The organism is Paenibacillus chondroitinus NBRC 15376, assembly GCF_004000765.1.
Lineage (GTDB): Bacteria > Bacillota > Bacilli > Paenibacillales > NBRC-103111 > Paenibacillus_E > Paenibacillus_E chondroitinus.
The window spans coordinates 1-12,936 of sequence record NZ_BILW01000010.1 but is presented as its reverse complement, the minus strand read 5'-3'; the positions used below and the strand labels follow the sequence as shown (position 1 = coordinate 12,936).

Below are 12,936 nucleotides of genomic sequence, written 5' to 3'. Positions count from 1 at the left end.
TTTATTTTAGCTTAGAAACACGCTCGTAGGTTTCCGTGTCGCAAATGACGAAAAGCTGCGCATCCTCGGGAATGAGTTGATCTAGTTTCTGATTAATATTCAATTGATCGCGGTCCGAGATCAATGTCGCCCCCTCAAGGAGCAGCTGCTCAAAGGCGTCGCGGTACGTGCGCCAAGAGCTCCTTTTGCGAAGCACTTGCAAGTTGCTGCTGGACTGCCTGGTCAAAAGCTGGGACACAATCCTTGATGATCCCGGCGAGAAAGCAGAGCGAACGGCAAGCTGGGAAATCGTCTCGGAGCCAAGGATGAATTCATTCACGTTAACATGCTGGAAATTTTGCATATTTTCGCTGTTTTTAATCTCGACAATGGAGTGGACGTTGCGGTAACTGCGCTCGATGGTTGTAGCGATTAGCAGCGTTTTGCCATCGACAAAGGAAGGGTCGCGCAGCATCGCGTGTTCTTCCGTGATCTCATTGGCGAAGACGAACACGGAGCGGGCTTTTTCCATATTGGCCATCTCCAAAGTTTCCATATGTGTAGGAATACCCCTTATGTAATGAACTCTATTATGTACAATTGGGGTTTTCTCGAGGGTATCGATCAGCACGACCTCTGTTGATGTGTCGGTGTTCAAAATTTCTTGAATCGCCAGCTCCGCATTTTTGCTCCAACTAATAATTACAAAATGCTGCTCGCCTTGATATCTCAATTTGCCCGCTTCCTTTCGCTGTCTGTATACGAATAATGAATCAATGACTTTACTGATCGTGACGGAGATGAGGCCAATGCCGAACACATATAGAAAGAGGCCGAGGCATTTGCCGGCCACGGTTTTTGGCGTATAGTCCCCATACCCGGTGGTGGTCACGGTCGTCATCACCCACCAAAGTCCATTGAAGACGCTGCCGAAGGTTTCTTTTTCCAGCATATAAGCACTGATAGCTGATAGAAGGATGAAAAGAAAGGCCAGACTATAGATGAACTTATTGTTCATTCGCAGCAGTTTAAGGAATATCTTACTGAAATAGAACATGGGGCTCCCTTCCTGAAAAAGTAGATATTTGGTCCGTCCGCATGCTACAATAAAGAACAAATGTTCTAGAACGGAGAAGGACGAATGGCTGAAACGATCAACATTTCCGTGCGCTCTCTGGTTGAATATGTGTTTCGCAGAGGGAGTATTGAGTCCGGCTTTCGGACAAGCACTGCGCTGGTTGAAGGCACGAAGGCACACCAAAAACTGCAGAAGCAATATGGCGAATCGGATCAGCATGAAGTGTATGTTTCCGCTGAAATTGCCTGTCGGGAGCTCCTGTTCGTGATTGACGGGCGGTGCGACGGTCTTCTTCAAGATGCGGACGGGGGTCCTGTGACAGTGGATGAGATTAAGTCTACCTCCTCTGATATCAGCGAGATTGAAGAAGATTCGTACCCCGTGCATTGGGCGCAAGCGATGTGCTATGCCTATATGGTAGCCAAAGATCGCGAGCTTCATCATATGCGTGTTCAACTTACGTATATGCAGGTGGAGACGGAAGCTACGCGCCGCTTTGTGAAGGAAGCTTCGATCAACGAGTTGGAGCAGTTCGTGCATGACGTGGTGGAGCAGTATTACCCCTACGCACAAGCGATTTATGAGCATGAGCAGCGAAGGAATCGCAGTATCAAAGAGCTGGCGTTTCCATTTCCAGCCTATCGTGAAGGCCAGAGGAAACTGGCAGGAGCGGTGTACAAAACGATCAGTGAAGGGCGTAAGCTGTTTGCCAAAGCGCCGACCGGCATCGGGAAGACCATGTCGACCTTGTTTCCGTCGGTGAAAGCGATTGGCGAGGGGCTGCTTCAGCGGATTTTTTATTTGACAGCGAAGACCATCACCCGCACGGCGGCGGAGGAAGCATATGGCCTGCTTCAGGCACATGGTCTTGAGCTTCATGTCGTGACCATCACGGCGAAGGAGAAGGTGTGTCTGAAGGACGAAGTCCGCTGCACGAAGGAGTACTGTGAATTCGCCGATGGGTATTACGACCGCATTAACGGCGCTGTGCTCGATCTTCTTCAATCGGAGACGATTATGACGCGTACGGTCATTGAGTCGTATGCTCAGAAGCATCGGGTTTGTCCCTTTGAATTTTCCCTCGATGTCGCTTATGCCGCCGATGCGGTTATTTGCGATTATAATTACATTTTTGACCCGCGAGTCAATTTAAAAAGGTTGTTCGAGGAGCAGAGGCGGCATACGACTTTGCTCGTGGATGAAGCGCACAATTTGATTGACCGGGCGCGGGAGATGTACAGCAGCACGCTCTCCAAATCCGGATTTCTTGCGCTGCAGCGGGAGTTCAAAGGCTTTCGCGCAGATTTGCACGATGCGGCTAAGGCCATCAACCAATATTTCATTACGCTGCGCAAAAGAATCGGAGACCGCCAGATGCTGGTGGAGCCGGAGCTGCCGGAGGATCTCTTGGCGCTGCTGGACGGTTTCCTTGCAGTCGCTGAAAAAGAGCTGGCCGCAAGCGGGGGAACCCCTGCGAGCCCGCTGCTCCTGGAGACTTACTTCGCAGCCCACAATTTCGTACGTATTTCCAAGCTGTACGATGAACGCTATATGACGTTGTTCACGTCCGATCGTAACGAAGTCAGCGTGAAACTCTTCTGCCTGGACCCTTCCCACCTGCTCAGACAGATGGGGAAAGGCTATCGCTCGCATGTGTTCTTCTCGGCGACCCTTTCACCGTTGTCCTTTTTCATGGACACGCTGGGAGCGGGAGAGGAGGATTACTCCGTGAGCGTGCCTTCGCCTTTTGCCAAGGAACAGCTGGAGGTTTTCGTCCAGCCGCTGTCGACCCGCTATCAGGATCGGGAGCGAAGCCGGGAGGCGATTGCCCGTTCGATTTATCAGATGGTGACCCGTCGTTCGGGCAACTATTTCGTGTTTTTCCCCTCATATGCGTATATGAGTAGTGTCTATGAGGCTTTCACGGATCTTGTAGGTGAGCGCGGAGAGGATAGCCAGCTGCGTGTCCTGGTTCAGACGGTTCAAATGCCGGAAGAGGAGCGGGAGCAGTACTTGGCCGAATTCCAAGCGGGACGTGATGGCATGCTGGTCGGCTTTGCCGTGATGGGCGGCATCTTCTCGGAGGGCATCGATTTGGTTGGCGAGCGGCTGACCGGCGTAGCGGTTGTTGGCGTAGGGCTGCCGCAGCTTGGGCCTGAGCGCAATCTGATCAAGGCTTACCTCGAAGACACGGGCAAAAACGGCTACGAATACGCCTACGTCTTCCCCGGCATGAACAAAGTGCAGCAGGCTGGCGGCCGGCTCATCCGCTCCGAAACGGATCGCGGCGTGCTGCTGCTGATTGACGACCGGTACCTGCAGCCGCTGTATCAGCGGTTGCTGCCGGAGGAGTGGCGCGACTATACAGTGCTGCGGTAGGCAACGGGAACTACAGTTCGCTATTTGTCCCCGAATCCACCATTTGGCAGAATGGAGGGAGCTAGGGGCCGCTATTTCGCCGGATTTGGTGAAAAAAGGGTCGATCAGAGGACAAATAAGACCCTGTAGTTCCTTTCACCGCTGAAATTTGCGGATTCAGCATAAATAGCAGCCTGCTGTTCCCCTTTGCTGGCGGAATAAGTGATCCGGCCGCTTGCCCATAAAAAAAGAGCTATCCTCAAGCAAAAAAATCTGCTCAAGGATAGCTCCTTTTTATAGGGACATCCGGTAAATGTTAACGACATCCTCGCGTGTAAGCTTCTTGAAGTTTCCAAAATCGCCGTACACCATCGCTTTGTCAGCCATCAGCTCGATCGTGGAATCGTCGATGTCGTAATCCGCGAGGCGGCTCGGCGCGCCGATGGAGTTAAGGAACCCGCGAAGCTCCGCGATACCTTCCTCGGCTACCTGGCGGTCCGTTTTGCCGGTAGTTGTAACGCCGAAGACGCGCTGCGCGAACTGCTTGTACCTCGCTACATTGGCATCCAGCGTGTAGGTCATCCAGTTCGGGAATAGAATGGCAAGGCCTCCGCCGTGCGGGATATCATGGACAGCTGACACCGCATGCTCGAGATTATGCGTCGCCCAGTCGCCGCGAACTCCCATGCTAAGTGTCCCGTTCAGCGCCATTGTGCCACTGTATAGAATCGTCGCACGGTTCTCCAGATCTGTGAGATCCTGTAGCAAGCGAGGCGCCGTATCGATCACGGTGCGAAGAATGGTTTCACAAAAGCCATCTTGAAGAAGCGTATTATCGACATGATGGAAATATTGCTCAAAGACGTGTGACATGATATCGACCATACCGTATACGGTTTGATTTTCAGGCAAGGAAGTTGTGTGAGCAGGATCCAAGATTGAAAATTTTGGGAAGGAGAATGGGCTGCCCCAGCCGAGCTTCTCTTTGGTCTCCCAATTCGTAATCACTGAGCCGGAGTTCATCTCCGAGCCCGTTGCGGCAATCGTCAGCACGGTGCCCAGCGGCAGCGCCCCAGTTGCGGATGCTTTACGCGTAACGATATCCCAGAAGTTACCCTCATATTTGGCGCCGACGGCAATCGCTTTGGCACAGTCGATGACGCTGCCTCCGCCTACAGCGAGGATTAAGTCGATGTTCTGAGTCCGGCACATTTCCACACCGCGGTGGACCGTTGTAAGCCTTGGGTTAGGCTCAACACCGCTCAGCTCGAAAATCGAAGCATCGATGCTTTTCAGCAGGTGAACAACTTGGGTGTAAATGCCGTTCAGTTTAATGCTTCCGCCGCCATATACGAGCAGCACGTTCTTACCGTATTTGGGTACCTCCGCAGTTAATTTCTCGAGTGTCCCCTGTCCGAAATGCAGCGTGGTTGGATTATAATAAGTAAATGTATTCATCGAATTACCTCCTCGAGATCATCTATATGTAGTCTTACCCCTATATTGTATAGAAAGAAACAGCAAAAAACAAAAATAGAAGGATGAAGGCGCAGAACCGGTTCTAGCTTGTATCAACTCCATAATAGGAGGAATCACCATGGCAACATTAACACCTTATTTTTATAGCAGAAATGCAAGAGAACAGTCGGACTTTTATGTAAAAGCGTTTGGCGGAGAGATCGTCAGCTTGCGTACGTTCGCAGATATGCCGGGGGCTGATGAGTCCATGAAGGATCGGGTGCTTCATCTGGAGCTTCAGGCGCTTGGTTTACGCTTTTTCATGGCGGATGCAGGTACGGAATCGGTGGATAGAGGCAAGGGGTTGGATTTGACATTGGAATTTAAGGGTGAAGAGGAGGCGAGACGTATTTTTGAAGCGTTATCCCGGGGTGGTAAGGTGATCATGCCCTTTGAGCGCATGTTTTGGGGGGCGATGTTCGGTCGACTTGAAGACCCGTTCGGTGTGATTTGGCAGATTTCTACGGAGGTTTAAAGGGTGAGAGCAGCCCCTCTACATCCCCGGACCGATTCGTTCCTGTTTATATTCCGTTTAAAATACAGGTGTATGATTCATTTTGCAAAGAGATACTGAAAAGCAAAGAATCATTCAGATGACGGATGAATATTCGATCGGGTAAAGGAGTAGAGATACATGGCAGTTACAAGGAAAGAAGCGCCTCAGAGCGCAAGCAATTGGCGGGGATTCATCCGCTTGATCATGCAGGCGAATCCACCCAAGCTTCTTCTAGGCATAGCATTAGGATTAAGCATTATTTCAACATTGGCAGGACTTGTGATACCGTTATTTACGAAAAATGTGGTCGACAGCTTTTCGCTCGACAACTTGAATTGGATGCAGATTAGCGGCATGGCGATCGCTTTTGTTGGCTCGGCAATTGCCTCGGGCGTCTCGGTTTATTTATTGAATCACGCGGGTCAAAGCGTTGTGGCCGGTATTCGTGAGCGACTATGGAAAAAGCTTCTGGTGCTGCCGGTTCGCTATTACGATAACAATCAGACGGGCGATACGATTTCCCGGATGACCAATGATACCGCTGTGATTAAGGGCCTAATCGCCGAGCATATGTCAGGGTTCGTGACAGGTATTATTTCAATTATTGGTTCAATTGCGGTGCTTTTGTATATGGATTGGAAAATGACGCTCATCATGTTCAGCGTATTCCCGATAGCCTTCCTCATTCTTTTTCCACTGGGGCGGCAAATGTTCAAAATCTCCAAGGGCATGCAGGCTGAGACGGCAAGTTTCACTTCTGTGCTCAATCGTGTCCTATCCGAGATCCGCTTGGTGAAGGCAGCCAATGCCGAACCTGTAGAGTACCAGGAAGGCAGCTCAGGGATTCAAAGACTGTTTAAATTTGGACTTCGCGAAGGCAAGATTCAAGCCTTAATGGCGCCGCTTGTTACGTTTGTTATGCTGATGCTGTTTGTTGTTCTGTTCGGTTACGGCGGTATGCGAGTAGCCTCAGGCGCGATAACCGCGGGTCAATTGGTGGCGTTCATGCTCTATTTATTCCAAATTGTCATGCCGATTACGCAGATCACACAGTTTTTCAATCAGGCTCAAAAGGCGATGGGAGCAACGGATACTATCCTCAAAGTGCTGGATCATGAAGAAGAAAATCCACATGCAGGTGTGCCCGTAGCGAATGCTTCACAGCCGATTCATTTCGATCAAGTAACCTATGGCTACAAAGAAGGGGAGTCTGTCCTGAAAAATGTCAGTTTTACGATGGAAGCCGGCAAAGTGACGGCAATCGTAGGACCGAGCGGAAGCGGGAAGACGACGACGTTCTCCCTGCTCGAGAGATTCTATACGCCGCAGAAGGGCTCTGTTACCTTAGGATCTGATCCAATTGATCAGTTCTCACTTATTTCCTGGCGCAGCCAGATCGGTTATGTTTCACAGGAGAGTCCGCTGATAGCAGGCACGATCCGGGATAATATTTGTTATGGCTTGCAGCGTGAGGTAACGCTGGAGGAGCTGAAGCGGGCTTCGCAGATGGCCTATGCGGATACGTTTATTGAGGAGCTTCCGCAACAGTATGAAACGGAAGTCGGCGAGCGCGGCATTAAGCTGTCCGGCGGACAGCGGCAGCGGATTGCGATTGCGCGAGCTTTGCTGCGCGATCCGAAGATTTTGATGCTGGACGAAGCGACATCCAGCTTGGACAGCAAGTCAGAGGTTGTGGTGCAGCAGGCGCTGCAGAACCTCATGCAGGGAAGGACGACGCTGGTCATCGCGCATCGCTTATCGACGGTGGTGGATGCCGACCAGATTATTTTCCTGGACAAAGGCGTGGTGACCGGCAGCGGAACGCATCAGGAACTGCTGGAGTCGCATGACATGTACCGCGAGTTTGCTACGCAGCAGCTTCAGCTGCAGGAGCAGTTCGCCGCGGATTCGGGTTTCGTGCCTGAGGAAGCGTTGGCTCCCGTGGAGGCTCCTTCGCAGCGGTAATTAGGGTAACCTGCAGCGGCTTGCTGCAGATCAGGTTTCTAATAAGGGCTGATTCAAAAGCAGATTAGTTTGCTTTTGAATCAGCCCTTTGTGCGGTTGAGAGTATGTTGCACTTGAGAGTAAGGCAGCTTAGCGGAACTACAAGGCGCTATTTGAGCTAAATTCGGTGAATTCAGGGTCTGAACGGAACTACAGGCTCTTATTCCGCCAAAGAATCTTACATTTGAAGCAAGATGGGAGAAATAGAAGCCTGTAGTTCCCCATCCCTGTTGAGATTGGCTCATTCGCACGGAATAGAGGCCCCTCGTTCCCCATCTTCAATTAAAATGTGTTACGAAGCTCAAGGTTTTTTCGCATCAAAGCAGCGATATTCCGTTCATTCTCTCGATTGAGAGCTTCCAACCTCTGAATGACGAGTTCTTGGCGTTGAACGACTTTGCTTAGACCGGACAAGTAGGCGGAATCTACGGATTCTAAATCATAGAGGCTATCGGGCTCCTCGTATTTTTCAATCAAGCTTATCATGGAGGACATCACTTCATGTTCATCGTCGATGAGCTCGGCTTGCCCGTAAACATGAACAGCCACGTAATTCCATGTCGGAACGGAATCGCCCGTTTCGTACCAGGAGGGGGAAATATAGCTGTGCGGCCCTTGAAAGATAACCAGAACTTCCTGCTGCTGTAGACCTTTCCACTGCGGATTCGGACGAGCAACATGTCCATACAAGCATTTGTTGCTGCGATCGAGCGTAAGCGGCAAGTGGGTAGCCATCGGGCGGTTGTCATGCTGGGAAATCAGGGTTGCAAAGCCATTTTGTTCGATAACCTCATACATGATGTCGTCATCTTTTATTTTAAAATAGGAAGGAATGTACATGTTGCTTTTCACCTGCTTTTTTAAATTTAATGATATTGTAACAAGGGGAATGGTCCCAATATAGTGCCAATTTGAATGGAAAATGGTGTACCAGTATACAAAAGGAGGAAGAACGCGGTTGTCGAATAAGTAGAGTAGCATTCAAATGATGATCTGGAGGGATACGTGAATGGATAAAGTGCGGTGGGGAATTATTGGTTGTGGAGATGTGACTGAAATTAAAAGCGGGCCAGCCCTCCAAAAGGTGGCGGGCTCTGAGCTCGTGGCCGTCATGCGGCGCAATGGCGTGTTGGCGGAAGATTACGCGAGAAGACACGGCGTTGCTAAATGGTATGATGACGCGAATGCGCTTATTCATGATCCGGATGTCAATGCCATATATGTCGCCACGCCGCCTGGTTTTCATCATGAATACACATTGATGGCGGCAAAAGCAGGGAAGCCGGTTTATGTGGAAAAGCCCATGGCTCGGAATCACGGGGAGTGCCTGGAGATGATCGCCGCGTGTGAAGAGGCTGGGGTACCGCTTTTCGTTGCTTATTATCGTCGGGGTTTGCCAAAGTTTGTTCAAATTAAAGAGCTGCTGGACAGCGGTGTTTTGGGGGAAATCCGGTTCGTTCATACGACTTATCTGCAAATGCTCAGAGAAGACCAGGGTCAGGATCTGCCGTGGCGGCTGCAGCCTGAGCTTTCGGGAGGCGGACTTTTTGTCGATTTAGCTAGCCATACGCTGGATGTTTTGGACTATTTGCTGGGGCCGATTGGCGAGGTCAAAGGGTTTGCGCGCAATCAGAGCGGCCAGCTGCAAGTCGAAGATATCGTGACAACGGCGTATGCGTTTGAGTCAGGCGTGATGGGGACGGGCATTTGGAGCTTTAACAGCTACAAGCGCAGCGATGTGAACGAGATTGTCGGAAGTCTGGGCAAGGTCACGTTTTCAACATTTGGCGGCGATCTTCGCTTGGAAACAGCGGACGGTCAAGTGCAGGATTTTTCAATCCCGAATCCGGCCCATGTGCAACAGCCTTTGATCGGGATGGTGGTGGATGAGCTGAGAGGCGTGGGGAAAAGCCCGAGTACAGGACGGACGGCCGCGCGGACAAATCGGGTCATGGATGAGCTGCTGCGCGACTTTTACCACCAGAATCAGCACTAATCCCGTCCATATATTAACAGAATAGATAAAACGATTGACGGAAACACGCCAGCCAATTAAACTATGGTAAATTAGCATCACAGCTTGGATACCAAACAGCGCCTACACACTTTGTCGAGCAAAAGCGTTAAAGTGGTGAGCGGGCAATGGGTTCAAGTCAACCAAAAGGGAAAAAAGAGAGGGGTAATTAGGTTGAAAAAGAAAGCACTTGCATCACTTGTATTATCAGCAGCTCTTATGGTCGTAGCCGGTTGTGGTCAAAAGACAGAGACAACGCCTGCAGCAGGCGGCGCATCAACAGCTCCAGCAGCAACGGCAGCTGCGGCAAAGACATACAAAATCGCGATTTCGCAAATCGTGGAACATCCATCTTTGGATGCTACTCGTCAGGGTTTTTTGGCAGCGCTTAAAGACGCTGGAATCGTAGAAGGCACGAACCTGAAGGTAGACTTCAACAACGCGCAGGGCGATCAAACGAACAATTTATCCATCGCGCAAAAAATTGCTTCCGCTGACAACGACCTAGTGCTGGGTATCGCAACACCATCCGCTCAAGCGGTTGTTCAGCAAGTGAAAAAAGCGCCGGTTCTCTTTGCGGCTGTTACAGATCCGGTTGCAGCTAAAATCGTAACGAATGTAGACAAACCGGGCGGCACGGTTTCCGGAGCATCGGACACGAACCCAATGGCGGTCGCACAATTGATGGATTTCGTTGCAGCTAACATGCCTAAAGTGAAAACAGTCGGTCTTGTTATCAACGAAGGTGAGCCAAACGCTGTGATCATGGCGAAAAATGCTGAACAAGCTTTGGCAAAAAACAACATTAAACTTATAAAAGCGCCAGTAACAAATACATCTGAAGTAAAACAAGCGGCTCAATCCCTTGTTGGACGCGCAGACGCTTTCTTGATTACACTCGACAACACGGTTGTTAGCGGTGTAGACGGCATCATTCAAATTGCTAACGAAAAGCACATTCCGTTCTTCTCCAGTGACCGCGATACCGTGGAAAAAGGAGCTTTTGCAACGGTTGGCTTCAAATACTACGATCATGGTTACCAAGTTGGTCAAATGGCTGTTGAAATTTTGAAAAACGGGAAAAAGCCAGCGGACATGAAAGTAACTGTTCCTGATAAGCTGGATCTGATCTTGAACCTGAAAGCAGCTAAGGCGCAAGGCGTTGAAGTAACGGATGCTATGAAAAATGCTGTAAAAGACAAAGAGAAAAACATTATTCAGTAAGATTTTGGGATACAAAAGGGGTGGACGTCACTTTCGTTCATCTCTTTTTTTCTCCCGTCTACCTGAGGTTAGGCGTTGTTTATTTTAAACTAGGAGGTTGTTTCAACATGATGGATTCCATGAGCGGTGCTGTCGAGCTGGGTCTTCTCTATGCCCTGATGGCGCTTGGTGTCTACATCACTTTTCGCATTCTCGATTTTCCTGATTTGACGGTGGACGGGAGTTTCACGACTGGCGGCGCAATTGCAGCCATTATGATTTCACACGGATATTCTCCGCTGCTCGCTTGTTTGGCTGCTTTTGCAGGTGGACTGGCTGCCGGGGCTTGTACAGGATTGCTTCATACGAAGGGGAAAATTAACGGTCTTTTGTCCGGTATCTTGATGATGATTGCCTTGTACTCCATTAATATGCGGATTATGGGCAAACCGAACATTTCACTGCTTGGCTCGGATACCATGTTCACGTCCATATCCCCGATTGCGGTAGGTTTCCTTGTTGTCATTTTGTTTAAACTGTTGCTGGACGGATTTCTGCATACCGATTTGGGACTGTCTCTGCGTGCAACGGGCGATAATGCCCGCATGATTCGCAGTTTTGGGGCAAATACAGATAATACCACCATTCTTGGTGTCAGCTTATCTAATGGATTAGTAGCGCTTTCCGGCGCGATGATTGCTCAGCAATCCGGGTTTGCGGATATTTCCATGGGCATCGGGATGATTGTTATTGGTTTGGCTTCTGTTATTATCGGGGAAGCGATCTTTGGTTCCCAGAGCGTGTTCCGAGCGACACTTGCCGCTGTTCTTGGCTCCATTGTGTACCGTATCGTGGTTGCTTTGGCACTGCGCGTGGAGTGGCTCAATGCTTCTGATTTAAAATTAATCACTGCGATTATCGTTATTATCGCACTCGTCCTGCCATCCGTGCAGCGGTCTGTCCGGCAAAAAGCAACCGCCAAACGGCGCTCCGCTGAGCTCATCGCCCGCGCCGTGCAAATGAATAAGGGAGGTGGCCGCTGATGCTGAAGCTCTCGAATGTTTCCAAGCTATTTAACCCTGGTTCAGCCGACGAGAAAATCGCGCTGATCGGTATTAACTTAACCCTGAAGCCCGGCGACTTCGTCACGGTCATCGGCAGTAACGGCGCCGGCAAATCGACACTGATGAACATCATCTCCGGTGTGATGACGCCGGATGCCGGCGAGGTGGCGATCAGTGGTGAGACGATCCACCACCTGCCTGAGTATGAGCGCAGCCGCTGGATCGGCCGCGTCTTTCAAGATCCCATGGCGGGGACCGCTCCTCGAATGACGATCGAGGAGAATCTCGCCATGGCGTATACCCGCGGCAAGAAGCGCGGGCTTAGCTTCGGCACCAACGCGCGTAGACGCGCGTTGTTCCTGGAACAGCTGCAGCGCCTCGGCATCGGCTTGGAGAATCGCTTGCGCGCGAAGGTGGGTCTGCTCTCCGGCGGAGAGCGCCAAGCCCTCAGCTTGCTGATGGCGACCTTCACCCAGCCGCAGATTCTGCTGCTGGATGAGCATACCGCCGCGCTTGACCCTGCGCGGGCGGAGCTGATCACACGATTGACCGAGGAAATCGTGCGCGAAATGAAGCTGACCACGCTGATGGTCACGCACAACATGGAGCAGGCGATTCGTCTAGGCAACCGCCTGATCATGATGGACAAGGGCCGCATCATCCTCGATGTGAGCGAGGAGCGGAAAAAGGACCTCACCGTGGAGCAGCTGCTCGGTGAGTTCGAAAACATCAGCGGCAGCAAGCTGTCGGATGACCGCGTGGTGCTGGGTTAATAAAAGAAGCCTTCAGTTTAAGGAGTTTTCCTTGGCTGAGGGCTTTTTTTGCGTTTGGGTAGAGATGTGCTTATTAGAGTAAATGGTGTGAGAAGTGGGGGGGAACAAGTTAAAGAGAAATCGGTGCTATACCACCGATGTAGGAGGAGCTACTCCAAGTGACAATGATGCAGCAAATGTGCTTATTAGAGAGAATGGTGCGAGAAAGGGAAGTTAAACAAGTTAAAATGAATCGGAGCAGCTCCAATGATATGGAATCGGGTGCTCCATAAGTGCAGGCTGCTCGCTCTAGCCAATGTGCAAATGCGTGCCAGCTCTTGATTGCACTTCATGCAATCAAATACACCTAATAATGCTGCTAGAGCATGCTATGTTGCATTTAATACAATCATTTGCTTCATAAAGATGGATATACAGCACTTTTTGGGTGAATTTGTTGTATTTTATGC

10 protein-coding genes are annotated in these 12,936 nt (G+C 50.4%); 7 read left to right on the top strand and 3 right to left on the bottom strand.

From position 1 onward, the window contains the following. Position 1: 1 nt before the first annotated feature. Positions 2 to 1,036 (bottom strand): potassium channel family protein, encoded by a 1,035-nt coding sequence (locus PCH02S_RS13635; protein ID WP_127453848.1) that lies wholly within the window; start codon positions 1,034 to 1,036, stop codon positions 2 to 4. An 84-nt stretch (positions 1,037 to 1,120) separates the two neighbouring features. Here PCH02S_RS13635 and PCH02S_RS13630 point away from each other — a divergent pair, with 84 nt between their 5' ends. Continuing rightward, positions 1,121 to 3,436, top strand: a complete 2,316-nt coding sequence (locus tag PCH02S_RS13630) for an ATP-dependent DNA helicase (protein ID WP_127453846.1) — start codon at positions 1,121 to 1,123, stop codon at positions 3,434 to 3,436. 273 nt (positions 3,437 to 3,709) lie between these two features. On the opposite strand, the gene PCH02S_RS13625 is transcribed toward PCH02S_RS13630, so the two are convergent. Next, positions 3,710 to 4,873 (bottom strand): iron-containing alcohol dehydrogenase, encoded by a 1,164-nt coding sequence (locus PCH02S_RS13625; protein WP_127453844.1) that lies wholly within the window; start codon positions 4,871 to 4,873, stop codon positions 3,710 to 3,712. 139 nt (positions 4,874 to 5,012) lie between these two features. Between PCH02S_RS13625 and PCH02S_RS13620 the strand changes: the two genes are divergently transcribed. Both PCH02S_RS13620 and PCH02S_RS13615 read left to right on the top strand, forming a co-directional pair. Further along, positions 5,013 to 5,408: a VOC family protein gene (locus tag PCH02S_RS13620; RefSeq protein ID WP_127453842.1), complete on the top strand. Its 396-nt coding sequence runs from the start codon at positions 5,013 to 5,015 to the stop codon at positions 5,406 to 5,408. 159 nt (positions 5,409 to 5,567) lie between these two features. Continuing rightward, positions 5,568 to 7,394 (top strand): ABC transporter ATP-binding protein, encoded by a 1,827-nt coding sequence (locus PCH02S_RS13615; RefSeq protein ID WP_127453840.1) that lies wholly within the window; start codon positions 5,568 to 5,570, stop codon positions 7,392 to 7,394. A gap of 321 nt (positions 7,395 to 7,715) precedes the next feature. Here PCH02S_RS13615 and PCH02S_RS13610 read toward each other — a convergent pair whose 3' ends face one another. Further along, entirely contained in the window at positions 7,716 to 8,273 is a 558-nt protein-coding gene (locus tag PCH02S_RS13610) for an FMN-binding negative transcriptional regulator (protein WP_127453838.1), read from the bottom strand. Between the two features lie 169 nt (positions 8,274 to 8,442). Between PCH02S_RS13610 and PCH02S_RS13605 the strand changes: the two genes are divergently transcribed. The 4 genes from PCH02S_RS13605 to PCH02S_RS13590 all read left to right on the top strand — a co-directional run bounded on the left by PCH02S_RS13605 (position 8,443) and on the right by PCH02S_RS13590 (position 12,487). After that, positions 8,443 to 9,429 carry a Gfo/Idh/MocA family protein gene (locus PCH02S_RS13605; RefSeq protein WP_127453836.1) on the top strand — a complete coding sequence of 329 codons (987 nt, stop codon included), beginning with the start codon at positions 8,443 to 8,445 and terminating at the stop codon, positions 9,427 to 9,429. Between the two features lie 192 nt (positions 9,430 to 9,621). Beyond that, positions 9,622 to 10,671, top strand: coding sequence for an ABC transporter substrate-binding protein (locus PCH02S_RS13600; RefSeq protein WP_127453833.1), 1,050 nt, complete (start codon positions 9,622 to 9,624; stop codon positions 10,669 to 10,671). A 107-nt stretch (positions 10,672 to 10,778) separates the two neighbouring features. Next, positions 10,779 to 11,693, top strand: a complete 915-nt coding sequence (locus PCH02S_RS13595; protein WP_127453831.1) for an ABC transporter permease — start codon at positions 10,779 to 10,781, stop codon at positions 11,691 to 11,693. Continuing rightward, positions 11,693 to 12,487, top strand: a complete 795-nt coding sequence (locus tag PCH02S_RS13590; RefSeq protein ID WP_127453829.1) for an ABC transporter ATP-binding protein — start codon at positions 11,693 to 11,695, stop codon at positions 12,485 to 12,487. The genes PCH02S_RS13595 and PCH02S_RS13590 overlap by 1 nt, the downstream gene beginning before the upstream one ends. Positions 12,488 to 12,936: the final 449 nt, after the last annotated feature.

Excerpts from the sequence above, each read along its gene's own strand:
- PCH02S_RS13605 (WP_127453836.1), top strand. The coding sequence starts at position 8,443 with ATGGATAAAGTGCGGTGGGGAATTATTGGTTGTGGAGATGTGACTGAA.
- PCH02S_RS13630 (WP_127453846.1), top strand. The coding sequence starts at position 1,121 with ATGGCTGAAACGATCAACATTTCCGTGCGCTCTCTGGTTGAATATGTG.
- PCH02S_RS13610 (WP_127453838.1), bottom strand. The coding sequence starts at position 8,273 with ATGTACATTCCTTCCTATTTTAAAATAAAAGATGACGACATCATGTAT.
- PCH02S_RS13635 (WP_127453848.1), bottom strand. The coding sequence starts at position 1,036 with ATGTTCTATTTCAGTAAGATATTCCTTAAACTGCTGCGAATGAACAAT.
- PCH02S_RS13595 (WP_127453831.1), top strand. The coding sequence starts at position 10,779 with ATGATGGATTCCATGAGCGGTGCTGTCGAGCTGGGTCTTCTCTATGCC.
- PCH02S_RS13625 (WP_127453844.1), bottom strand. The coding sequence starts at position 4,873 with ATGAATACATTTACTTATTATAATCCAACCACGCTGCATTTCGGACAG.
- PCH02S_RS13590 (WP_127453829.1), top strand. The coding sequence starts at position 11,693 with ATGCTGAAGCTCTCGAATGTTTCCAAGCTATTTAACCCTGGTTCAGCC.
- PCH02S_RS13615 (WP_127453840.1), top strand. The coding sequence starts at position 5,568 with ATGGCAGTTACAAGGAAAGAAGCGCCTCAGAGCGCAAGCAATTGGCGG.
- PCH02S_RS13620 (WP_127453842.1), top strand. The coding sequence starts at position 5,013 with ATGGCAACATTAACACCTTATTTTTATAGCAGAAATGCAAGAGAACAG.